25 protein-coding genes are annotated in these 24,158 nt (G+C 36.0%); 18 read left to right on the top strand and 7 right to left on the bottom strand.

Translation table 11 applies throughout. From position 1 onward, the window contains the following. Positions 1-40: 40 nt before the first annotated feature. The 3 genes from INR75_RS05755 to INR75_RS05770 form a co-directional block, all read right to left on the bottom strand. Positions 41-1,813, bottom strand: a complete 1,773-nt coding sequence (locus tag INR75_RS05755; protein WP_223091135.1) for a M61 family metallopeptidase — start codon at positions 1,811-1,813, stop codon at positions 41-43. 67 nt (positions 1,814-1,880) lie between these two features. After that, on the bottom strand, positions 1,881-2,090 hold the full coding sequence (locus tag INR75_RS05760) for a helix-turn-helix transcriptional regulator (protein WP_092540052.1): 210 nt from the start codon (positions 2,088-2,090) through the stop codon (positions 1,881-1,883). A gap of 539 nt (positions 2,091-2,629) precedes the next feature. Next, positions 2,630-3,145: a DUF2975 domain-containing protein gene (locus INR75_RS05770; protein ID WP_223091137.1), complete on the bottom strand. Its 516-nt coding sequence runs from the start codon at positions 3,143-3,145 to the stop codon at positions 2,630-2,632. A 237-nt stretch (positions 3,146-3,382) separates the two neighbouring features. Here INR75_RS05770 and INR75_RS05775 point away from each other — a divergent pair, with 237 nt between their 5' ends. The 15 genes from INR75_RS05775 (at position 3,383) to INR75_RS05845 (ending at position 17,146) form a co-directional block, all read left to right on the top strand. Continuing rightward, positions 3,383-5,695: a putative monovalent cation/H+ antiporter subunit A gene (locus tag INR75_RS05775; protein ID WP_223091138.1), complete on the top strand. Its 2,313-nt coding sequence runs from the start codon at positions 3,383-3,385 to the stop codon at positions 5,693-5,695. Between the two features lie 10 nt (positions 5,696-5,705). Continuing rightward, entirely contained in the window at positions 5,706-6,119 is a 414-nt protein-coding gene (locus INR75_RS05780) for a Na+/H+ antiporter subunit B (protein WP_223091139.1), read from the top strand. Positions 6,120-6,121: 2 nt separating this feature from the next. Further along, positions 6,122-6,475: a Na+/H+ antiporter subunit C gene (locus tag INR75_RS05785; RefSeq protein WP_084841169.1), complete on the top strand. Its 354-nt coding sequence runs from the start codon at positions 6,122-6,124 to the stop codon at positions 6,473-6,475. Further along, entirely contained in the window at positions 6,472-7,983 is a 1,512-nt protein-coding gene (locus tag INR75_RS05790; RefSeq protein ID WP_223091140.1) for a proton-conducting transporter membrane subunit, read from the top strand. The genes INR75_RS05785 and INR75_RS05790 overlap by 4 nt, the downstream gene beginning before the upstream one ends. A 10-nt stretch (positions 7,984-7,993) precedes the next feature. Next, positions 7,994-8,470, top strand: a complete 477-nt coding sequence (locus INR75_RS05795) for a Na+/H+ antiporter subunit E (protein ID WP_084841171.1) — start codon at positions 7,994-7,996, stop codon at positions 8,468-8,470. Beyond that, on the top strand, positions 8,470-8,745 hold the full coding sequence (locus tag INR75_RS05800; RefSeq protein ID WP_084841172.1) for a cation:proton antiporter: 276 nt from the start codon (positions 8,470-8,472) through the stop codon (positions 8,743-8,745). Before INR75_RS05795 ends, INR75_RS05800 begins: the two co-directional genes overlap by 1 nt. Further along, complete coding sequence (gene mnhG / locus INR75_RS05805) at positions 8,742-9,134, top strand: monovalent cation/H(+) antiporter subunit G (RefSeq protein ID WP_084841173.1); 393 nt, start codon at positions 8,742-8,744, stop codon at positions 9,132-9,134. The genes INR75_RS05800 and mnhG overlap by 4 nt, the downstream gene beginning before the upstream one ends. A gap of 154 nt (positions 9,135-9,288) precedes the next feature. Beyond that, complete coding sequence (locus INR75_RS05810) at positions 9,289-10,452, top strand: pyridoxal phosphate-dependent aminotransferase family protein (RefSeq protein ID WP_223091141.1); 1,164 nt, start codon at positions 9,289-9,291, stop codon at positions 10,450-10,452. Next, positions 10,445-10,858, top strand: coding sequence for a DUF2007 domain-containing protein (locus tag INR75_RS05815; protein WP_223091142.1), 414 nt, complete (start codon positions 10,445-10,447; stop codon positions 10,856-10,858). Before INR75_RS05810 ends, INR75_RS05815 begins: the two co-directional genes overlap by 8 nt. Continuing rightward, positions 10,855-11,475 carry a dethiobiotin synthase gene (gene bioD, locus INR75_RS05820; protein ID WP_223091143.1) on the top strand — a complete coding sequence of 207 codons (621 nt, stop codon included), beginning with the start codon at positions 10,855-10,857 and terminating at the stop codon, positions 11,473-11,475. Before INR75_RS05815 ends, bioD begins: the two co-directional genes overlap by 4 nt. 3 nt (positions 11,476-11,478) lie before the next feature. Next, complete coding sequence (gene bioA, locus INR75_RS05825; RefSeq protein WP_223091144.1) at positions 11,479-12,756, top strand: adenosylmethionine--8-amino-7-oxononanoate transaminase; 1,278 nt, start codon at positions 11,479-11,481, stop codon at positions 12,754-12,756. 265 nt (positions 12,757-13,021) lie between these two features. Then, a complete protein-coding gene (locus INR75_RS05830) occupies positions 13,022-14,218 on the top strand; it encodes a beta-ketoacyl synthase N-terminal-like domain-containing protein (protein ID WP_223091145.1) in 1,197 nt (398 codons plus the stop codon). Between the two features lie 80 nt (positions 14,219-14,298). Continuing rightward, entirely contained in the window at positions 14,299-15,396 is a 1,098-nt protein-coding gene (gene bioB, locus INR75_RS05835) for a biotin synthase BioB (protein ID WP_223091146.1), read from the top strand. An 8-nt stretch (positions 15,397-15,404) separates the two neighbouring features. Further along, positions 15,405-16,274, top strand: a complete 870-nt coding sequence (locus INR75_RS05840) for a cupin-like domain-containing protein (protein ID WP_223091147.1) — start codon at positions 15,405-15,407, stop codon at positions 16,272-16,274. Next, positions 16,274-17,146 carry a cupin-like domain-containing protein gene (locus tag INR75_RS05845; RefSeq protein ID WP_223091148.1) on the top strand — a complete coding sequence of 291 codons (873 nt, stop codon included), beginning with the start codon at positions 16,274-16,276 and terminating at the stop codon, positions 17,144-17,146. Before INR75_RS05840 ends, INR75_RS05845 begins: the two co-directional genes overlap by 1 nt. 69 nt (positions 17,147-17,215) lie before the next feature. Here INR75_RS05845 and INR75_RS05850 read toward each other — a convergent pair whose 3' ends face one another. Then, entirely contained in the window at positions 17,216-17,698 is a 483-nt protein-coding gene (locus INR75_RS05850; protein ID WP_223091149.1) for a regulatory protein RecX, read from the bottom strand. A 57-nt stretch (positions 17,699-17,755) separates the two neighbouring features. Between INR75_RS05850 and INR75_RS05855 the strand changes: the two genes are divergently transcribed. Further along, positions 17,756-19,189 (top strand): serine hydrolase, encoded by a 1,434-nt coding sequence (locus INR75_RS05855; protein WP_223091150.1) that lies wholly within the window; start codon positions 17,756-17,758, stop codon positions 19,187-19,189. A gap of 126 nt (positions 19,190-19,315) precedes the next feature. On the opposite strand, the gene INR75_RS05860 is transcribed toward INR75_RS05855, so the two are convergent. From INR75_RS05860 to INR75_RS05870, 3 genes are all read right to left on the bottom strand, one after another. Beyond that, a complete protein-coding gene (locus INR75_RS05860; RefSeq protein WP_223091151.1) occupies positions 19,316-19,933 on the bottom strand; it encodes a hypothetical protein in 618 nt (205 codons plus the stop codon). Between the two features lie 216 nt (positions 19,934-20,149). Continuing rightward, a complete protein-coding gene (locus tag INR75_RS05865) occupies positions 20,150-21,688 on the bottom strand; it encodes a ribonuclease E/G (protein ID WP_223091152.1) in 1,539 nt (512 codons plus the stop codon). A 338-nt stretch (positions 21,689-22,026) separates the two neighbouring features. After that, on the bottom strand, positions 22,027-22,317 hold the full coding sequence (locus INR75_RS05870) for an HU family DNA-binding protein (RefSeq protein WP_013073853.1): 291 nt from the start codon (positions 22,315-22,317) through the stop codon (positions 22,027-22,029). 143 nt (positions 22,318-22,460) lie between these two features. Here INR75_RS05870 and mutY point away from each other — a divergent pair, with 143 nt between their 5' ends. Continuing rightward, the gene (gene mutY / locus INR75_RS05875) at positions 22,461-23,513 is read left to right on the top strand and encodes an A/G-specific adenine glycosylase (protein WP_223091153.1); all 1,053 of its coding nucleotides are present in this window, start codon (positions 22,461-22,463) and stop codon (positions 23,511-23,513) included. 100 nt (positions 23,514-23,613) lie between these two features. Next, on the top strand, positions 23,614-24,144 hold the full coding sequence (locus INR75_RS05880; RefSeq protein ID WP_223091154.1) for a single-stranded DNA-binding protein: 531 nt from the start codon (positions 23,614-23,616) through the stop codon (positions 24,142-24,144). Positions 24,145-24,158 lie beyond the last annotated feature (14 nt).

Genomic DNA, 24,158 nt, shown 5'->3' on the forward strand with positions numbered 1-24,158 from the left:
TTAAAAATTACTGTGAACTGTGTGCTGTTAACCGTAAACTTTACTTCCAAGAAAGCCAATTTTCGCGATTTTTAAGTTCTTTTTTCTTCGCTTTGGGATCGATTTTTATTTCATAAGAAGGATTTTTCCCTACGGCTACTTCTGCAGTTTTTTCTTCACCATAATTGCTGAATTTTACACTGATTTTTTCTCCCGGTTTTAATGCTGAAGTGATATTATCGAATTCTTCGGCAGTTTTTAAAGGTTTATTATTGATCGAAATGATCTTTGAACCTTTATCCAGACCAATTTTATAAGCTGAAGTACCTTTTTTGGGATTATTGATCATGATCACCTCTTCATTTTTATTTTCTACGGAAATCCCCAAATATGGCCCGTTATCTTTCTTTGAAAAATGCACTCCCATTTTCGCTAATATCGGCTCATAGTTTGGCATATTGCTATTGTAGATATATTTACTGAAGAATTCTTCGCCAAATGTTTCGCCAGCATATTGTTTCAATAAATTTTCGATGTCTTCAACTTTGTATGGCTTTTCAGGTTTGCCGTGAGTTTCCCAAACCAGTTTCATAAAATCATCAAGATTAAGATCTTTCTCCCTTAATTCGAGATCTAAGGCTAAACCAAGAACACTTCCGTAGGAATAATAAGAAATGAATGTATTTTCACGATTTACAGGATCCAACGAAGTTGCCGCATCTACAAATGGTGCCTGATAACTCATTTCAATCGGATTGAAATATTGTAGCGCAGGCGATGTCCACACATAATTGAAACTTCCATTAAGTCCGTTTATATAATCTTCAGCTGAGATAATTCCTGCTCGGCATAAAATCAAATTGGTGTAATAACTTGTAAAACCTTCAGCGAACCAAAGCGCGCCGCTCATATTTGCTTTTGTGAAGTCGAAAGGTTCTAAAGATTGTGGGCGTATTCTTTCTACATTCCAGGCGTGAAAAAATTCATGTGAAACAGTTCCAATATTGCCTTTCATGCCACCATTAGCCAGTGTCTCAACATCGGTTAAAATGGTACTGTTACGATGTTCCATTCCGTCTCCAGATGCATTTGGAATATAGCAGGCTAAAAAGGTGTATTCGTCATAATCGAAATCGGGTAATTCACCATAAACTTTCATTTCCTGTTCTACGATCTTTTTTACTTTTTCGAAATACTCACTAAACAGATCTTCACTGCTAGGATCGTGTAAAACGAAACGTACATTCTTACCATCAATTTCAAAACTTTTAATTCTGAAATCACTAATCTCGGTTGGGCTATCCATAAAGTACTGAAGATTTGGAGCGGTAAAGGTGTTTCCTTCAATATGCTTTAACTGGGTTGCAACTTTCCAGTTGGGCATAGCTTCAGTATTGTAAGTAATTTCTATTGGTCTTTCCTGTAGATCTTCAGCAAACATAAAAGTCGCCGGCATATTTAAATGCGCGTGAGTGGGGTCGATCTGTGCATAAGTCCCATCACCGCGATTCGCAAATAAAGTGTACTCGATATTTACAATTCCGTTGTGGCCAGTGACTGCCCAGGAATATGGATTTGGTCGTGTAACTTTTAATTCTTTTCCATTGCCGTCGGTAGCTCTAAAGCCGTAAACATTTTTAGCAAATTCGTGGATGGCATAACGACCGGGAGAGGATCTGCTCATTCTTACCGTAAACGTATCGGTTGCTATTTTTGGAAATTCAATGTTGATCTTAGCTTCATGATGAACAGCATTTTCGAATGAAATACTGTATTTATTTTGCTGAGCAAAACTTATTGTGCTAACGAAAAGAAAAATTAGGAGTAATCGCATGAGGTATATTTTAGTGTTAAAGTTAATTATTTATTGGCGCTGCCAAAGGGTAAATACCCGAGGTCGTTTACTTTTCATCCAAATATTCAAGAATATCGCCTGGCTGGCAATTCAAAATTTCGCAAATCGCTTCTAAAGTAGAGAATCTTATAGCTTTTGCTTTTCCGGTTTTTAAAATAGAAAGGTTGGCGGTGGTAATACCAATTTTTTCGGCGAGTTCATTACTCTTCATGCCTTCACGCTCCAGAATCTTATCTAAATTTATGATTATCCCCATCGTTTAGATCGTAAGTTCGTTTTCTTGCTTGATCAATTCGCCCTTTTCTACAATTTTACTGAAAAGAATCAAAATCTTACCCAAAATGTATAATATCAGAAATGAGGGAATAAAACCTAGAACATTAAATGGAGCCATTAGAAAGAATGCGTCAACGCATAATATGAGTAAAAATTTAATTTTCGCGTAAACAATGATAGCGATGGATATCTTTCTTATTTCTATTGCCTGATGTTGATAAAATAAATTTTCCTCTGATGTTTCACTAATTAATTTAGGTGCAGTTCTCAGGCCATAAGTAAGGTAAAGAAACAGTAAAGCATTTATGGCATAGAAAATAATTTGCCCGGTTAAAGAATATTCGAAACTCCTTTTTGGGAAGTAGCTTTTAAAATAAAAGGAATTGGCTAGATCGTTGAAAAATTCAAATTGTTGTATTGCGCCGAATATATTTATTGCAGCTGATAAGATTAATACAATAATTAGTACAATGCTTATAAGTTTAAGAATGCTGAGATGCCATTTCATAATGATCAATTTTATATGGTTAGTTCGTTTTCTTGCTTTAACTGCCGTGCGTTCTCAAAAACCTTACTTAAAAAGATGAGGAATATACCGAAGGCAAGAATGATCCAAAAAGAGCTGAAGGAAAACTCAAAACCAAAGTTTAATTCGATACGACTATCCACGATCATTGCTTTTAAAAATTCAGAAACAGCACCAAGAATTACAGATAGGCAGATCAATCTTCCGCTAAGATTTAAAGAAGCTATTTGCAGTTTTGTGTAGAGTTTATTTCCGAAGAAACTTCTAATTAATTTGCGTAGCACGTAGAGACCATAAACGAAAGCAAATGTTTTAATTACTTCGATCAATATTAATCCCCATAACGCAAAATTGTTAATATTCTCGGGTGGTTTTTCAATAGAAACAAATGAAAGATCTGTTCCCGTAGAGAAAGTGATTATAAGGCTTATGAGAAAAACCACTAAAGAAAAGGCTGAAAATATAAAGCAAATATCAAGAATGGTTTTAAGAAGGATTGGCGGTCGCATAGTAAAATTAATTATCGTTTATCAATAACAATATTAATTAAAATTATTGTTTTTCGATAATTTTTGAAAAGATTATTTTTTACTATCTTATTAAGAAGACTTCTAAACAACTATATCTCACTAAGAAACATTAAGAAATTGCAAAGTCCGCAGAACTCCTTATATTTAACGCTTATAATTCGCATAGAACTTAAATAATAACTATTATATTTGCGAGGAACGGATTTTTAGTCAATTATGATATCAGCAATACTTTTAGGATTTTTATTTGCAATACTCTTAGTTTTCGCAGGAAAGTTTTTTAAAGGGAAGTTTGCTGTTCTATCTGCGCTGATCCCTTTGGGACTGTTCGTTTACTTTCTTCAGTTCATTCCAGAAATCATGGAAGGCAACATAGTTAAAGAAAGTTATAACTGGGTACCTTCTTTTGGGGTGAATCTTGGATTTACTTTAGACGGACTTTCACTCTTATTCTGCCTTATGATCACCGGGATTGGTTTCCTGGTTTTTGCTTACACATCGGCTTATTTGCACCACCATAAATATTTAGATCGTTTTTATGGTTATTTAAGTGTATTTATGGCAGCGATGCTAGGATTGGTGCTTTCTGATAATGTGATAAGTTTATTTACATTTTGGGAATTAACCAGTATTAGTTCGTTCTTCTTGATTGGTTTTAATAATACCCAGGAAGCTTCGAGAAAATCTGCTTTAACTGCGCTTGGAATTACAGGTTTAGGCGGAATGTTCCTGTTAGCAGGAGTTATTGTTTTAGGAAATATAACAGGAACTTTTAGTATTGCTGAAATGCTAAATATGTCTCCTGAATTAATAAAAGGTCACGAATATTATACTGTTGCAGTGATCTTACTTTTTGGTGCGGCCTTTACTAAATCTGCTCAGTTTCCATTTCATTTTTGGTTACCAGGAGCGATGAAGGCGCCAACACCAGTTTCTACTTATTTGCACTCTGCAACCATGGTAAAAGCCGGGATTTATTTGGTAATGCGCTTTACTCCGGTTCTTGGAGGAGAAGAAATCTGGAATACAACTCTAATTGTTGTTGGAGCGGTTACAATGCTTTATTCGGCATTTCATTCGCTTTTTAGAACAGATCTTAAAGGAGTGCTTGCGTATTCAACAATATCGGCTTTAGGGATCCTGATGTTCCTAATTGGTATGGGAACTACAGAGTCATTTACCGCAGCCGCTGTTTTTATAATAGTTCACGCACTTTATAAAGCAACACTTTTCTTAACTACGGGAATCATAGATCATCAAACGGGAACGCGTGATGTAACTGCACTTTCTGGTTTGCGTAAGGTTTTAATGCCGGTAGGTATTGCAGCGATCATTGCTGCAATTTCTAGTGCAGGTATTCCGCCAACCATAGGTTTCTTAGGAAAAGAGTTAACTTATGAAGCAACCATGCATGCACCAATCATTGCGACTATATTAGTTGTAGGTATTGTGATCACAAAAATATTATTGCTTTGGGCAGGTTTCGTGGCTGGTATAAAACCATTTCAGGGAAGTTTACCAGAGAATTTAAAAGATACAAAAATGCCCGGCCCATTCATGTGGGTGCCACCAATACTTTTAGCGGTATTGAGTTTGGTTTTCGGGGTAATGCCTTTTATCATAGAAGGCTCTTTGATAAAACCCGTAGTTTCAGCTTTAGGCGGAGAAGCTGGTGAAATTCATTTGGCCTTATGGCATGGGTTTAATACGGTGTTTATTTTAAGTTTAGTAACTATAGCTGTAGGGACTACACTTTATTTTGCGCTAAAACCTTCAGCTAAATTAGAAACCGCCGTAGGAAAGTTAGAATCTGCTAGTCCTAAAAGTTTAATGGAGAAATTTAATGTTGGATTTACTTATCTTTCTTCATTTTGGACCCGAGTTTTTCAGAATGGTTATTTAAGAAATTATGTGTTTATAATCATCTTTTTCCTTATTGGGATGGTTGGTTACACAATGATTGGCAATACGAAATTCAATATCGATCCGGCAATACTATCTAATGTGAGTTTTTACGAGTTAGTAGTCTTTATCATTATGTGTATTGCGATCTTATTCACGGTATTTACAAGTAGTCGTTTATCTGCCGTAGTTGCAATGGGTGTGGTAGGTTTAACAATTTGTCTTGTATTTGTATTTTATAGTGCGCCAGATCTGGCGATGACGCAGTTTTCTATCGATACCTTAACAGTGATCTTATTTGTATTGGTATTGTATCGTTTACCAAGATATCTTAAGATCCAGGATCATAAAATGCGTATTCGCGATGGAATTTTATCCTTGGTTTTTGGTGGAATTATCGCTGTTTTGGCTTTAGAAGTACTTTCTGAACCTGTAAATACCGAGATTGGAGATTTCTACGCAGAAAATTCGTATATCATGGCTCATGGTAAAAACGTAGTGAATGTAATCCTGGTAGATTTCAGGGGTGCAGATACTATGATAGAGATTTCAGTATTAACCATTGCCGCAATTGGAGTATTTGGATTATTGAAGTTAAGATTAAAAAGAACAGATAGAGTTCAGTAATTAAGAGTTTATGAAAACCATAATATTAAGAACAGCATCTAATTACCTTTTACCGGTATTATTACTGTTCTCCATTTTTATTCTTTTAAGAGGGCACTACCTTCCAGGAGGTGGATTTGTTGGTGGATTAATAGCCGCCATAGCTTTTGTGTTGCATTCTTTTGCAAACGGATTAAAAAACACAAAATCACTGTTAAGATTTCATCCCGGGTTTTTAATGCCTGCTGGATTGGCTTTATCTTTTTTTAGTGGCCTGGCACCTATAATTTTTGCAGGAGATCCTTTTATGACGGGACTTTGGTATCACGGTCATGTTCCTGTTTTAGGAAGTGTAGGATCTGCAATGTTTTTTGATATGGGTGTTTATCTTGTTGTTGTAGGAGTAACGCTAACGATCATTTTTACAATTTCTGAAGCGCCTTAATTATGGAGATATTATTAGCTATTTTAGTAGGGTTACTTTATGCATCTGGGATTTATATGATCTTAAGACGTAGTTTGGTAAAACTCATTATCGGTATAATCTTATTAGGAAACGGTGCTAACCTTTTAATTTTTCTGTTGGGAAGAATTACAAAAGGTCTGCCACCTATAATTCCTGAAAATTCTAAAGTTTTTTTAGAAGCATATGCAGATCCTGTTCCGCAGGCGCTTATATTAACTGCTATTGTAATTAGTTTTGGATTGCAGTCTTTTGCCATTATTCTTGTAAAAAGAGCCCATAAGGTGGTAAGAACAGACGATCTGGACGAAATGAACGCAACCGACGAAGATTCATGATGCAACAATTAATCATATATCCATTATTATTTCAATTATTCCTAAGCATCGTGTTGATGTTTTTTTGGAATAAGATTAATGCTCAAAAAGTAATTAGCATTACCGGAAGTATTATTGCTGTACTACTTTCCAGCTATGTTTTTTATTATGTTTGGGAAAACGGAACTCAAAAAGTAAATGCCGGTAACTGGGATGCGCCTTTTGGGATCGTTTTTGTGGCAGATACCTTGGCGGTTACTTTGGTGTTATTAACGGCGCTTTCAGGACTAGCTGTTTCAATATTTTCAGCCGGTTCAGTCATAAAAGATCGATTGCGTTTTGGGTATTTCCCAATATTTCACTTTTTACTGCTAGGTTTAACCGGGGCATTCTTAACGGGAGATCTATTCAACCTTTATGTTTGGTTTGAGATCATCATTATTAGTTCGTTTGTATTGATCACTATTGGTGGTGAAAAGGCGCAGTTAGAAGGAGCTGTGAAATATTTTACGCTGAACATTTTAGCTTCAACAATTTTCTTAACCGCTATTGCAGTATTGTACGGTTTAACGGGTTCTTTAAACATGGCTGATCTTGCAGGTAAAGTTGCTGCGGTAGAAAATAGAGGTTTGGTAGAAGTTTCTGCTATTTTATTCTTAATTGGATTTGGTACAAAGGCATCGATATTTCCATTGTATTTTTGGCTGCCCGCCTCATATCATACACCTCCGGCAGCTGTTTCTGCAATATTTGGAGGATTACTAACCAAGGTTGGTGTTTATGCTTTAATTAGAGTGTTTACGCTCATTTTTGTAGGAGACGTTTTCCTTGGAGAGATTCTTATGGTGCTAGCGATCCTAACTATTTTTAGTGGTGGTGTTGGTGCATTGGTTCAAAATAATGTTCGTAAGGTATTTTCCTATTTAATAATCTGTCATATAGGTTATATGATCGCTGGATTAGGAATGTTTACTGAAATTGCTATTACTGGAGTGATCTTTTATCTTATTCATGATATTATGGTAAAGACCAATTTATTTATGGTAAGTGGGATTATCTTCAAAATAAAGTCATCTAACAGTATGCGAGCTTTAGGAGGTTTCTATGCAAATTATCCTAAGCTGAGTTTGTTGATTTTTATCCCATTATTTTCTTTAGTTGGAATTCCTCCATTATCAGGATTCTGGCCAAAAATATCATTGATTGGTGAAGGTTTTGCAACCGAAAATTACTGGACGGTTGCAGCCATAATTTTTGCCAGCTTTATTACTTTGGTGATCATTGCGAAATTATGGGCAGAAGTATTCTGGAAAGACGCAAAAGAAATCCCTGAGAAACCTAAATTCGAATATTTTAGTGATATTAGTAAAGCAAGGAAAACGCAGTTTATTCTTCCTATTGTATTTTTAAGTTTAATATCATTATACATTGGTTTTGGAGCCGAGCATATTCAATTGTTATCTTCAAGGATTGCAAACGAGTTAATGAATAGTCAGCAGTATATCGATACAGTTTTAAACAATAGTTAAGCGAGGGAAAATGAAAAACAGGTTTGTATCTAATATTCTTCTAACATTTGTGTGGGTGGTGCTCACAGGAGATTTTCATTTCTCTAACTATTTATTTGGTTTTGTACTAAGTTACGTGATCTTAATGGTAATTACCAAGGGTTCTAGGAAAGCAAAGTATTTTACCATTGTTCCAAAACTTATATTTTTTGTACTATATTTTGTAAAAGAGCTGGTAAAGGCAAATTTAGAGGTAGCCTGGGAAGTAATGACGCCAAAACTAAATATGACGCCGGGGATTGTAAAAGTTCCATTAACGGTGCAGAGTGATGTAGGGATCACGCTATTGGCAAACTTAATCACGCTAACTCCTGGAACATTAAGTTTAGATGTTTCTAACGATAAGAAGGTGCTTTATGTACACGCGATGTATATAAAAGATAAAGAAGAATTCATTGCTGGAATTAAAAACGGTTTTGAAAAACGAATATTAGAGATTTTAAAATAATGACTTTAGTAGAATATTGTAGAATAGTAATCCTGCCAGTTTTGGCATTTTCTGTAATTCTTATTCTAATAAGATTCTTCAGAGGGCCAAGTATTGCAGATCGAATCGTTGCGTTAGATCTTTTAATTACTACCGGAATTGGGATTATTGGTGTTTATACCATTACCTCTGGTAGTTCTACATTGTTAGATACAGGAATGATTTTGGCACTTATCGCCTTTTTAAGTACTGTAGCCCTAAGTTATTATTTAGAACGAAGAAGCAAGAAGAAATGAACATTTTTATAGGCGTTATAATCACATTAGGAACTTTATTCGTTTTATTGGCGGCAGTAGGTCTTATACGTATGCCAGATACTTATTTACGAATATCTGTAAACACTAAAGCAGCAACACTTGGCGTAGGTTTGCTCTTGGGCGGTGTGGCCTTTTATTTCTATGATCTTAGTACCACTTCAAGAACTTTTGTAATTGTACTTTTCTTGTTTTTAACTGCTCCAGTTGGTGCGCATTTAATTGGTAGAGCTTCTTACTTTATTGGGAATAAACTCTGGGATAAATCCAAAATGGACGATTTACAAGGTAAATATCAAAAAAACTCTCACGTACTAAAAAGTGAAATCGACGATACTCCAGAGGATAATGTAGATCATACCAAAATGTAATTCATTTATTGGCACCGTCAAAGGGTATAATATCCCGAGGTATTTTACTTATTTAGAGTTAGGTGCTCTTAGAATAATCATAACTTTTTGCTTCAAAACTCAATTTTCGTCAATCTGTAAGGGCATATTCAGGTAAACTTGTAATTTTGCCTGTATGAATAAATTCCCTTCCAAGCTTAAAAAAAGCCTAGATAAACGATCGCAGGACAATTCTTTAAGGGAATTAAAAATTGCTGCGGAAGGTGTCGATTTTTACTCTAATGATTACCTGGGATTTGCAAATTCTGAAGCTATTTTTACTGAAGCACAAAGGCTTTGCGAAAAGTATAAGCTGAAGCAAAACGGCGCGACGGGTAGCCGACTCATCTCCGGGAATCACAAATTATACGAAATCACTGAAGATTTTTTAGCCGAATTTCACCAAGCTGAAGCTGCTTTGCTTTTCAATTCGGGTTACGATGCTAATATTGGTTTCTTTTCTTCAGTGCCGCAAAAAGGCGATCTTATTTTTTATGATGAATTGATTCATGCCAGTATTCGGGATGGAATTTCAATGAGCAATGCTAAAGCTTATAAATTTCAGCATAACGATATTGGTGATTTACAGCATAAAATTTCAAGACAGGAAATTTCAGAAAACACATCAGTTTATATAGTTACAGAAGCTGTCTTTTCGATGGATGGCGATCTTGCTCCTTTGCAGGATTTGGCTCATTTTTCCGAAGAAAATAATTTCTTTCTCATCGTAGACGAAGCACATAGCACTGGCGTTTTTGGCGTGCATGGAGAAGGCTTAGTATGTGAACTTGAATTACATAACAAAGTTTTCGCCAGGATCCATACCTTCGGGAAGGCCATTGGTGCACACGGAGCGGTAATTTTGGGAAATTCAGCACTTAAAACCTATCTTTTCAACTTTGCACGAAGTTTTATTTATACCACGGGATTGCCACCGCATGCAGTTGCGACAGTACTAGCGGTTTTTAAGCAATTAGCTCAGGATAATTCAGTTTTAGGAATACTAAAAGCCAATATTCGATGTTTTAAAAGCGAATTAAAATTGGCTAAAATCAACCATTATTTTATCGAAAGTGAGTCGGCTATTCAATGTGCGATAATTCCGGGAAACGATGTGGTAAAAAAAATTGCTTCAAAATTTCAACAAAATCAATATCTGGTAAAACCAATTCTTTCACCCACGGTTCCCAAGGGAAAAGAAAGACTCCGTTTCTGCCTGCATAGTTTTAATTCCGAAGAAGAAATAAAAGGAATCGTGCAATTACTTGCACAGCTAATCAATCAAGATCATCATGCATAATAGTTTTAAAATAGTAGCGACTTTTCAGTACCCCGCAGAAGCTCAGATAGTGAAATCTCGGTTAGAAGCAGAGGATATAAATGTGATCCTTAATAACGAGCATACGATAAATACAGATCCCTTAATTAGCACGGCAATTGGCGGTGTTCAATTAATGGTAAATGCTGAAGATGAGTTAAAAGCCAAGGAGGTTTTAAACGATATTTCAAAATATTCTTTGGATGATAGTGGGCATGCTATCCATTGCCCTAATTGTAATAGCGAAAAAGTGGCGTATTATACCACGATAACAGATTTTAAATCCTTTATCTACTTTTTTGTAGGTTTTATTTTTTCGGTTTTACCAATGTACACCAAGTATTCTTATCGCTGCGAGAACTGCAAACACAAATTTAATTTAAAATGAAACAATCTTATTTTATCACCGGTATCGATACTGAAGTTGGTAAAACCATGATCTCGGCAATTGTGACCGAAGCTTTGAAAGCCGATTACTGGAAACCGATTCAGGCGGGTGATCTGGATAATTCAGATACGCATAAAGTGGAGCGTTTAATTAGTAATAAAAAGACCAAATTCCATAAAAACGCCTTTGCTTTGAAGACGCCTATGAGTCCGCATGCAGCTGCAGAAATTGATGGAGTACAAGTTTCTTCAAAAACTATAATTCGGCCACAAACCGAAAACGCTTTGGTTGTAGAAGGCGCCGGTGGTTTGTTGGTTCCAATAAGCGATTCTGAAACTATTGCTGATTTAATTGCGCCAACAGATAAAGTTATTCTGGTTTCACGTCATTATCTGGGAAGCATTAACCATACATTATTAAGCATTGAAGCTTTGCGTAGTCGCGGTTTAGATTGCTTCGGGATTATTTACAGCGGAAATGAGACAAAAACCACTGAAGATATTATCGAGAAAATGAGTGGCGTGCTGGTGATTGGTCGAGTAGAAGAAGAGGAAGAATTTACTGTGGAAGTGATTAAAAAATACGCAGATAAATTTCGTGAGAATCTGAAAAAGTAAAGAATGCAAGAGAATTTAAGTTTAGCTGAAAGAGATAAAAAACACTTATGGCATCCGCTTACGCAACATAAAACTGCGAGTGATGCTCTGGGGATTGTTAAAGCCAAAGGCGTAAAGTTGTACGACGAAAACGGCAAGGAATATATCGACGGAATTTCTTCTTGGTATACTTGTGTTTACGGGCATTGTAATGAGTTTATTACAGATCGTGTAGCTGCACAAATGAAGAATTTAGATCAGGTTGTTTTTAGCGGATTTACCCACAAACCTGCAGTAGAACTTTCTGAAGCTTTAATGAAGATTTTACCTGAAGGGCAGCAAAAAATGTTCTTTAACGATAATGGTTCTACGGCTACGGAGATCGGAATAAAAATGGCCTTGCAGTATCATCACAATCTTGGGAACGATCGCAAAGTGATGCTGGCTTTCGAAGAAGGTTTTCATGGCGATACTTTTGGAGCGATGTCTGTTTCTGGATTATCGGTTTATAACGGCGCTTTTGAAGATCATTTTATTGCTGTAGAAAGAATTCCGGTGCCAAAAGGAGATAATAATCAGGAGGTTCTAGAACAGCTAAATCAAGTAATTAAAACGTATAATATCGCCGGCTTTATTTACGAACCTTTAGTTCAGGGAGCTGCTGCGATGAAAATGCACGATGCCGATGGGCTAAATGAAATCCTGAAAGTTTGTAAAGAAAATGATATTCTTTGCGTTGCAGACGAGGTGATGACGGGCTTTGGTAAAACCGGAAAATATTTTGCTTCAGATTATATCGAAACCAAACCAGACATTGTTTGCATGTCGAAGGCACTAACCGCCGGATTGTTACCAATGGGCTTAACCAGTTGTTCGCAAAAGATCTACGATGCTTTTTATTCAGATGAGATTGCTAAAGGGCTTTTTCATGGGCACACGTACAGCGCGAATCCATTAGCCTGCGCTGCTGCTTTAGCAGGAATAGAACTACTGATTTCAGAAGAGATGCAAAGCAATATTAAGCGAATCGAGAATTTACACCAGGCTTTTGCAGATAAAATAAAAGATCACCCAAAAGTGACCAATATTAGACAATTGGGGATCATTTTTGCTTTCGATCTAAATGTAAAAATGGAGCGCTACGGAAATATTCGGAATCAGCTTTTTAGTTATTTTATGGAAAATGGCGTTTATCTTCGTCCGCTTGGAAGCACCATTTATATCACCGCTCCTTTTATAACCTCAGATGAGGAAATGCAGAAGATCTACGATACGATTGAAGGCGTGTTTGACAAGTTTTAAAATTGAAGTTAGACTTTAGACCGCTTTGCTGCTAGAATTTAGAAAATAAATATCTTGATGAGTTAATTTGATGATTTGAAGATGTGTTAATGATAGCAATAAATCATAATAAGCCGTGGTCATCCTGAAATCGATTCAGGGGTCTCATCGCAATAGTTTTTTTCAATATTGTAAGATTCCGGATCGAGTCTGGAATGACGAAAACAACACGATATTACAAATTTCTGATAATCAATTTTATAAACTGTTCAGTTAACGAATGATTATGTCAACTAAAAAAGTTCTCCCTTCGGGGGCGAGGGGGATTAAAAATCCAATTTATATCACTTCCATGGCTTCGGTTTCTCCTTTGGGAGAAGATCCTAAGGCGATTTGGGAGGATTATAAAAACGATCATCATTTTATACAAAAGCATAATTTTGATGGTGAAGAAGCTTTTGCTGCTTTTTTACCTGAAAAATTACGTGCAGAAATCGACAATTTAAGAAGCGAATCTGCAAATTATCGCAGGCTCGATCTTTCGGTGTTATTTGCAATTTATACCTCTCGACTGGCAATAAAAAGAGCTGGTTGGGAAAATGAAAAAAATATAGGAATCAATATTGGGAGTTCTCGTGGTGCCACTGGATTGTTTGAAAAATTTCATGCTGATTTTATCGAAAATCGGCAGGCATCTACGCAGGCTTCCCCATCTACTACTCTGGGGAATATTTCTTCCTGGGTTGGGCAGGATCTGGAAAATAACGGAGTCCATTTTTCGCATAGCGTAACCTGTTCTACTGGTTTACATTCAGTTTTAAATGCGGTAGCCTGGTTACAATCTGGTTTGGCCGATAAATTTATCGCCGGCGGAAGTGAAGCAGCGCTTACACCCTTTACGATCGCCCAGATGAAAGCGATTAAAACCTATGCTTCAGAAGATCTAAAATATCCCTGCCAGGCATTGAATCTTGATAAAACCCGAAATTCGATGGTTTTAGGAGAAGGTGCCGGATTGTTATGTTTAGAGAATTCAGCTTCAGAAAAAGCATTAGCTAAAATTACCGGAATCGGTTATTCCGCAGAAAAATTAAAGCATAGCGTATCAATTTCTGAAGACGGAAAATGTATGCAAAATTCAATGAAAATGGCCATTGGAGATCTGGATCCTGCTGAAATTGATGCGGTTGTAATGCATGCACCGGGTACGATAAAAGGTGATCTTGGCGAAGTGAACGCGATAAAAGCCGTTTTTGGTGAAAATTTACCGGCAATGACTTCCAATAAGTGGAAAATTGGACATACGTTTGCAACATCGGGAATCCTGAATCTGGAATTAGCGATGTTAATGCTCAAACATCAGGAGTTTATTTCGGTTCCTTTTTCCGATATTAGTAAAAAACCTGCACGATTACAGAAAATTCTGGTGAACGCGGTTGGTTTTGGCGGTAATGCCGTTTCTATTTTAATTAATAAAGTTTAATATGTTTTTGCTCTAATGAGCGAAAAAGCCTCGCTGCTCTTTTAGCGAAGTTTTGATTATTTTTGAATAAATCTATTTTCATGGCGACAAGACATAACTGGACCAAAGAAGAAATTTTAGAGATTTACAATAAACCTTTAATGGAACTGCTTTACGAAGCAGCTACGGTTCATAGAAAACATCATGATCCTAATACGGTACAGGTTTCAACCCTACTTTCAATAAAAACAGGCGGTTGCCCAGAAGATTGTGGTTATTGTCCACAGGCAGCTCGTTATCATACCGATATCGAAGGTAATGATCTAATGAGCGTAAATCATGTAAAAGCGCAGGCTTTACGTGCAAAATCTGCCGGAAGTTCTCGTGTTTGTATGGGAGCAGCCTGGAGAAACGTAAAAGACGGGCCAGAGTTTGATAATGTTTTAGAAATGGTGCGTACCATTAACAAACTTGATATGGAGGTTTGCTGTACGCTAGGAATGCTTACTGAAAACCAGGCGCAGCGCTTAGCTGAAGCAGGTTTGTATGCCTACAACCATAATTTAGATACCTCTGAAGAATATTATAAAGAAGTAATTTCTACTCGTGGTTTCGATGACCGTTTAGAGACTATCGATAATGTAAGAAAAACCAATGTTACGGTTTGTAGCGGCGGAATCATTGGAATGGGAGAAAAGGAAGAAGATCGTGCCGGGATGTTGGTGGCACTTTCAACTTTAAATCCGCAACCAGAATCTGTGCCGATTAATGCTTTGGTTCCTGTTGAAGGAACACCAATGGAAGAGCAGGCTCCGGTTTCAATTTGGGAGATGGTAAGAATGGTTGCTACAACCAGAATTGTAATGCCAGAAACTCAGGTAAGATTATCTGCCGGGCGTACACAAATGAGTAGAGAAGGGCAGGCGATGTGTTTCTTTGCCGGAGCAAATTCAATTTTTGCCGGGGATAAATTGTTAACTACGCCAAACCCAGATGTTAGTGAAGATATGCAAATGTTTAAAGCTTTAGGTTTAAATCCACAAAAGCCATTTACTAAAAAGTCGAAGCCAGAAACGGTAGAAGCAACAGAATCTAAATACAATTCGCTTGGTGAAAAGCCAAAATGGTCCAGACCTGGGCATACGATCGAGCGAAATGTAGTAACAGAAGAAAAACAAAAAGCTAAAGCGAAAGCTTAAATCTGAATATGCAGCTGGATCTTCAGGAAGTACCAAGAGTTAAAGGAATTTCTAAAGAGGAATTTCAGAAGGAATTTTTTATTCCGCAGCGACCGGTAGTTTTTGAAGATCTTGCTAAAAACTGGCCGGCTTATCAAAATTGGAGTTTTGATTATTTTAAAGAGAAGGCCGGTGATGTTGTGGTGCCGCTTTACGACAGTACTCCGGCAAAAGGACGCCAAAACTCTCATGGTGCTGCCATGAAATTACCAATTAAAGAATATTTTGATATCCTTGAAAAAGGACCTTCAGATCTTAGAATGTTCTTTTTTAATCTCCTGCAAAACTGTCCAGAGCTTTTAAATGATATAGAATATCCAGATTTAGGGGTAAAATTCTTTAAAAAACTGCCGGTTTTATTTGTAGGTGGTGAGGGGTCTAGTGTGGTGATGCATTACGATATGGATCTGGCAAATAATTTTCATTTTAATTTTGCTGGCAAAAAGCGCGTATTGCTATATCCGCCAGATCAAACCAAATATTTGTATAAAGTTCCGCACTCTATTGTGAGTATGGAAATTATAAATATGGATAATCCAGATTTTCAAACCTATCCTGCGCTCGTAAAAGCAAAAGGTTTTGAGGCTAATCTTGGTCATGGTGAAGGTTTGTTTATGCCAAGTAAATGGTGGCATTTTATAAAATATGAAACCGCCAGTTTATCACTTACCTTAAGATCTTTCCCTAGATCGCCCGGTAAAGTTCTGGAAGTGCTAAATAATCTTTTATTTATGCGGAATTACGATAATCTAATGCGTAAAATGAAAGGACAGGAATGGATAGACTACAAGAATAAAAAAGCGATAGAAAACACGCATAAAAAGGCTAATATCGAATAATGAAGTACGGAGGTTTGCAGTTAGCGGAAATTCCAAGTGTAAAAAGAATTTCTAAGGAAGAATTTGTTAAGAATTATGTGCAGCCGCAAAAGCCAGTTGTGATCGAAAATTTAATCGAAGACTGGCCAGCGTTCGAAAAATGGAACCTGGATTATATAAAAGAGCTTGCAGGTGAGAAAGTAGTGCCTTTGTATGACGACAGGCCAATTACTTCAGAGTATAAATTTAACGAGCCGCATGCCGAGATGAAAATGGCAGATTACATCGATCTTTTAAAATCCAAACCTACCAACTACCGTATTTTTCTTTATCATTTAATGAAAGAAGTACCTGCGCTACAAAAAGATTTTAAGTTTCCTGATATTGGTTTACGGATGATAAAGCAATTGCCAATGTTGTTTTTTGGAGGGAGGAACTCCAAAGTTTTTATGCATTATGATATTGATTTTGCGAACATTCTTCACTTTCATTTTCATGGTAAAAAGCAATGTATTATTTATCCACCTTCAGAAAGTAAATATCTTTATAAAGTTCCGCATGCTTTGATTTCCAGAGAGGATATAGATTTTAGAAGTCCGGATCTGGAAAAGTTTCCGGCTTTAAAGAAAGCCAAAGGCTATGTAACCGAATTAAATCATGGGGAAACGCTTTATATGCCAGAAGGTTACTGGCATCAAATGACTTATTTAACTGCAGGGTTTTCGATGAGTTTAAGAGCTACACCGCGTACCTTTCTAAATTTATCGAAGGCGGTTTATAATCTTGTGATCATGCGAAATTTTGATAATTATATGCGAAAATTGCGTGGGCAAAAATGGATAGATTATAAAAACCGAAAAGCAATTGAAAACACGAATAAATTAGTGCGCTAGATTGGTTTTTTTTATTCTGAAGTCTGTTTTAATTTAAATTGTTAAGCAGAATCTTTTTTTCTGAAGCTTTTAATCGTTTTGATCTGCCAGTTCGCTAGCTTTTTCAAAGATCAATTGGCTTTCCCAACCTCGATATTGTAAATAATCGGCTAACTTTTTTTTCTTTTTAATTACTGAAGTTTCCTTGATCGACTCCCATTTTTTCTCTGAGATTTCGTGGAAAGTTAAAAGATAATCGGCTTCAGAGATTTCTTTGAGTCCGGTTTGTATATTTCTGGGTGAGATTCCACGTAATTTCAGCTCGTTAGTGATCCTTCTTTTTCCCCATTTTTTAATTCTGAATTTTCCACGGGCAAAACTTTTAGCAAATCGCTCTTCGTTAAGAAAATTTTCCTGCATAAGCTGAATGATGATCTGTTGCTGAGCTTCAGGAATCATATTCATGCTCCTTAATTTTTCTTCAACTTCTTTGTGTGTTCTATCGCGATACGCACAAAATTGCATCAATTTTACGGTAGCTTCTTTAACGGTAAAAGATTTCTTGGCATCCATTGTGAGGCAAACTAAGCTAAAATTCTATATTTTAGAGACAAAATTAAAGTAAAACTTATGAAGAAAATTTACGTTCTACTGTCAATTCTATTTGCCGGCTTCTCTATGAACGCTCAGGAAGCAATGGATAAAGATTATACCGATGCATTAAAATTCGTTGAGGTTTGGTTAGATGCTCAAAAAGATTTTGATAATCTACCGGGTATTAGCGCAGTTGCGGTTAAGGACCAGGAAATTATTTGGAAGGGCGGTTTTGGAGAATCCAATATGTCTGAAGAAATAGCAACAGAGGCTTCTACAATTTGCAGTATTTGTTCGATCTCTAAGTTATTTACTTCGATCGCGGTAATGAAGTTGTACGAAGAAGGGAAACTAAGTTTGGATGATGAAATCCAGGATATCTTACCCTGGTTCGATCTAAAACAGAAATATAAAGGTAGTGGTCCTATTACGATTAGAGCTATTTTAACCCATTCTGCAGGTTTACCAAGAGAGGCAAATGCATCTTACTGGAGTGCTCCAGATTTTGAGTTTCCAAAGGATAAAAATTTTCAGGATGGTCTAGCCGAATTAGAAACTTTATATCCGTCTTCAACCTATTTTCAATATAGTAATTTAGGATTGGCGCTTTTAGGGAAAGTAGTTGAGCAAGTTTCAGGTAAAGATTATGATACCTATGTAAAAGAGAATATCCTTGAGCCACTAGGCTTAGACGATACCAGAAGTTTTTTACCGAAAGAACTTTATGGAAACCAAATGGCTATTGGTTATAGTGCTACGAAGCGCGATGGTGGTCGAGATGTGATCAATTTCTTTGAAGCAAATGCTATTACCCCGGCAGCGGGATTTTCTTCAAACGTTTTGGATCTTGCAAAGTTTGCTTCCTGGCAGTTTAGGTTATTAAATGAAGATACCGGATACGAAGTTTTAAAATCCTCAACATTAAAATACATGCAAAATGTACAATGGGTAGATCCAGATTTTAATACGATGTGGGGATTGGGTTTCTCGGTTTATAAAGGGCCAGATGGTATCAAGTGGGTAGGCCATGGCGGAAGCTGTCCCGGTTACAGAACAGTTGTAAGTTTAAATCCTAAGACTAAAATGGCGTATTCTGTAATGATCAATGCTGGAGGTGAGAGTCCGGCTAAATATGTTAGAGGAATTCATTCCATTTTATCTAAAGTAAAATCAGATTCAGAAAATAATAGTGAGGTGAAATTAGATGATTACGTGGGATATTTTAATCCGCAACCCTGGGCTAGTGAAATGTATATTGGAAAGTGGGGCGATAAACTGGCGCTTATCTATTTGCCGTCTTCTTCACCCGGTTCTGATCTAACATTTTTAAAACATGTTAATGGCGATGATTTTAGAAGAGTAAGAGAAGACGGAGAACTAGGTGAATCCATTTCTTTTATAAGAGATGAAGATGGAAATATTGTTAAAATGATGCGGTATAATAATTTCTACACCAAAATCAATAAGTGAGAAATTTAAAATTGAAGTATAAAAAAACGCCTTGCAAAATGAATTGTAAGGCGGTTAAAGTTTAGCCAACCTTTTAATGTCGAAAACTTCTACAAAGGAATTTGATATTTCAGCCTTTAATTTCATTTAAGATTTTTCAATATTTTTCTTTAAAACGATTTCCCATTTATCATATTTTTTCTCGAATAAATATAAGTTGAGGTAACTTGCCAGTGGATGAGTTGAATATCCACCGTATAATGCAGCCTTCGTTTTATCTTGGTTAAATACAATACGCGATACGCTAATTATCTGTGAATGTTTAACTTTAGAATCCGCAATTGAATTCCCAAAAACTATAGTATGTCCTTTCTTACTCTGCACATATCTTTTTTCAATTGGTTTTGTCACTAAGGAAGGGATGCTATCGATTAGACTCTGGTACTCTGAAAACTCTTTCTCAATATTTATATGTTTTGAGATATTAAAACTCATTGTGTCGAGGACCACTTCTACTTTTACTTTTCGAAGAGAATCTATATTGATAGGTTCAATTTGCGATCCGTCTTTTGGAGGTGGTGGAGGTAAGGGAAATGGCGTTGCCATCGAATCGATTAGTGCAGAAATTATTTTACCTTCTTTTTTACCACCCTCTATTTGCTGGGATGAATTTTTACATCCTGTCAAGCTTACTAAGATTAAAACAATCAATAGAAATACACTACTACAAATTTTATTAAACATTGAAATTTTCTGATGATTCATTTTTTATCGCAGGTTAGAGTTTTATTAATGGTTGATTAAACTAAAGGGGCATGCAAACTTATTTGCAACGAGATTTTTAAAATAGAGAATAGTGAAGGAGCTATCGTTGATGTAAGTTAAGATTAAAAATTATCAGGAGAAAATGTAAAACTGGAATATTTTAAAATTGAAGTATAAAAAAACGCCTTGCAAAAATTTTGCAAGGCGTTTTAAATTTTATCGTATCACTTTCCCGTCTTTATCGTGAAAGTGGTATTCTAAATACGTGTAAGCATCTCTTGGTATAATTTTTACCCATCGCTTATGGTCAAAGAACCATTGCGATCTGGGAGATGGAAAGCCTTTGGTTAAAAAGGCTGAAATAAATGGGTGCGTTGATAGCGTGATCTTTTTATGATTCTTCTTGATCAGGCGATCTAAATCGGCTTTAATTTTTTGTATCAAGATAATTGGTGCCTCAATCTCACCATCGCCGTTAGGGTTCTCCTCACGGGTCTTAATATTCATTTCTGGCCGTACGCGTTGTCTTGTAATTTGTATAAGTCCAAATTTACTGGGAGGGAGGATCTTGTGCTTGGCACGATCGTCACTCATTTCCTTTTTAAGGTGGTCGAAAAGGGTTTTGCGATTTTCAGCTCTTCCCATATCGATAAAATCGACTACAATTATGCCGCCCATGTCGCGAAGTCTTAACTGGCGAGCAATTTCTGTAGCGCTAATTAAATTTACCTCTAAAGCGGTATCTTCCTGGTTTTTAGATTTATTAGAACGGTTTCCACTGTTTACGTCTATAACGTGCATTGCTTCTGTGTGTTCTATAACCAGATAGGCGCCTTTACTCATCGATACAGTACGCCCAAAGGAAGTTTTTATCTGTCTTTCGATACCAAACTTTTCAAAAATAGGAACATTGGACTGATGTAATTTTACAATTGATTCTTTGCTAGGAGCGATCTCGCTCACATAGTCTTTAATTTGTGTATAAAGCGTTTCATCATCTACAGTGATAGAAGTAAAAGTGTCATTGAACACGTCTCTTAATAAAGAGGATGCACGATGTAATTCTCCTAAAACCTTTGAAGGATAATGAGGTTTATACAATTTTTTACACATAGCTGTCCAACGACCCATCAAATTTTGTAGGTCTTTGTCCAGCTCTGCTACTTTTTTGCCTTCGGCTACGGTTCTTACGATAACGCCAAAACCTTTTGGTTTAATACTTTTTACAAGGCGTTTTAAACGATCTTTTTCTTCTTTACTTTCGATCTTTTGTGAAACCGAAATTCTGTTAGAAAAAGGCACAAGAACAATATATCTACCAGGTAAGGATAACTCACTGCTGATGCGGGGACCTTTGGTTGATATTGGCTCTTTTACGATTTGAACCAGTAACGACTGATTTGACTTTAAGACATCGGTAATACTACCGTTTTTGTCTATATCTTTTTCAAAAGTAAAATTCTTTAAAGAATAATCTTTTAATTTACCTGTGCTTACACGTTTTATGAACTTAAGCAAGGATGAAACCTGAGGGCCCAGATCGTGATAGTGTAAAAAACCATCTTTTGTGTAGCCAACATTAACAAATGCGGCATTTAATCCGGGGACAGACTTTCTAATCTTGGCGATCATTATATCGCCAACATTAAAATTATTGTCATCTTCATCCTTGTTGAGTTCAATAAGTTTTCCATCTTTTAATAAGGCAAAATCTACAGCAGAGGATTCGGACCGTATTATTAATTCTTTGTCCACTCTATTTAGATTTTTAAGCCCGAAAAATTCGGGATGGATTAAACATTATTTTATCACAGGTGTTTGAAGCCTGAAGAAATTTTAAAAAATCCAATATTGGCCAAAAGGCCTGGATGCTTTAAAATTTCGATGTCAAAGAACGTTGTTGTTAAAACAAAATCTTTTAAACAAAAAAAGTAGTATGAAAACTACTTTTTCTTATGGCGGTTAGCTCTTCTTCTTTTCTTACGCTTGTGCGTCGCTACCTTATGTCTTTTTCTTTTTTTACCACTTGGCATAGTGTTACGTTTTAATTAATAAATTTATTTCATTATTCCAGAAGCTATATCCTGGATAGCTTATTTTACATCTACATTACTCTTAACACCCTCTACGAAGATCTTCGCTGGCTTAAATGCTGGGATGTTATGAGCTGGTATTTTAATAGTAGTGTTCTTAGAAATGTTTCTTCCTGTTTTTTCAGCTCTTGTTTTTACAACAAAGCTTCCAAAACCTCTTAAATAAACATTGTCTCCACTTTCTAAAGAAGATTTAACCTCTTCCATAAAGGTTTCTATTGTAGCTTGTACATCACCTTTTTCCATTCCTAATTTCTCCGAAATATTCGCTACGATATCTGCTTTCGTCATTTTCGTGCTATTTAATATTTATAAATTGGGGTTCTTAATTTTCAAGGGGGCAAATATAAGAATTATATATTCAATATTTCAAACCTAAATCATTAAATAATAACGGAATAAACAATTTATATTGCGCCAAGACATTTTAAATTATGAATTTTTCTAAAACTTTGATTAACTGGTACTTAAAATCTAAACGTGATCTGCCCTGGCGAGAAACCACTAATCCATACAATATTTGGCTTAGTGAAATTATGCTTCAGCAAACGCGAATAGAGCAGGGATTACCTTATTATAAGAAATTTATAGAAGAATTTCCAAGTGTTTTTGATCTTGCAGATGCTTCGCAGGATAAAGTGATGAAGTTATGGCAGGGATTGGGATATTATTCCAGAGCTAGAAATCTACATGCCACTGCAAAACATGTGGCATACGAGCTTAAGGGAGAATTTCCTAAAGATTATAAAGGATTATTAAAACTAAAAGGAGTAGGTGATTATACTGCCAGTGCGATTGCATCGATAAGTTATAACGAACCTGTTGCGGTGGTAGATGGAAATGTGTATAGAGTACTTTCGCGATACTTTAATATAGACACTCCTATTAATAGTACAGATGGTGTTAAAGAATTTAAAGCTTTAGCCATGGAGCTTTTGGATAAAAAACAACCATCTAACTTTAATCAGGCTTTAATGGAATTTGGTGCGCTACAGTGCAAACCTAAAAATCCGCTTTGTGAAAGCTGTCCCTTTAATAATAGCTGTTTGGCGCTTAAGGAATCTAAGATTGGTGATTTGCCGGTAAAAATTAAGAAGGGAAAGATCAAAAATCGATATTTTAATTATCTGGTGTTTTCTTCGGAAGAAAATAAAACCTTACTTCAGCAACGAAAAGGCAAGGGTATTTGGCATGGGTTATATGAGTTTCCATTAATTGAAACCTTAGGTGATATTCTCGAGGCAGAAATTATTGAAGAAAATAACGAATTTCAGCAATTAACTGAAGCAAAAAATGTTTCAGTAAGTCTTTATAATGATCAGGCGATTGTTCATAAGTTATCTCATCAACATATTTATGCTCGTTTCTGGCTTGTAGAGGCTAAAAAGCTTCCGCAGGAGGGAATTTCCGCAGAAAAAGTAAAGGAATATCCGGTGCCGGTGTTAATTCAGAATTTTCTTAACGAAATTGACATAGAAAACTTGTAATTTTGTCGTTTTTCAATTTTATTAGAATTCAGTTTAAATTAGATTGATTTTTTCTGTATTTTAGAAAGACAAGTTTTAAACAAATCAAAGACAAATATTTATGACAGGGACGCTAAACAAAGTAATGCTTATAGGACACACCGGGGATGATGTAAAGATGCATTATTTTGAAGGCGGTGGCTCGATTGGCCGTTTTCCGTTAGCAACTAACGAGGTTTACACCAATAGAACCAGTGGAGAACGAGTAAATAATACCGAGTGGCATAATGTTGTTGTGCGAAATAAAGCCGCTGAAATTTGTGAGAAATACCTTAAAAAAGGAGATAAGGTTTATATAGAAGGGAGAATTAAAACTCGTAAATGGACAGATGATAAGGGAATGGAACGTTATTCTACCGAAATTCAATGTACAGAGTTTACATTTTTAACCCCTAAGGGAGAGAGCAATGGCGGGAGTTATGACTCACAAAACGCTTCTAACTCTCAGAACACACAAAATAACTCGAATTACCAGGGAAATAGCGCAAATAATAACGCTAACAGTAATTCTGGTTATTCGGGAAATAATAATAATTTTGCCAGTCAGCCATTTAATGGTAATGATGAGGAAGAGGATGATTTACCATTTTAAGTCTAACTAAATTT

The sequence above is a fragment of the Zunongwangia sp. SCSIO 43204 genome, assembly GCF_019904275.1.
GTDB lineage: Bacteria > Bacteroidota > Bacteroidia > Flavobacteriales > Flavobacteriaceae > Zunongwangia > Zunongwangia mangrovi.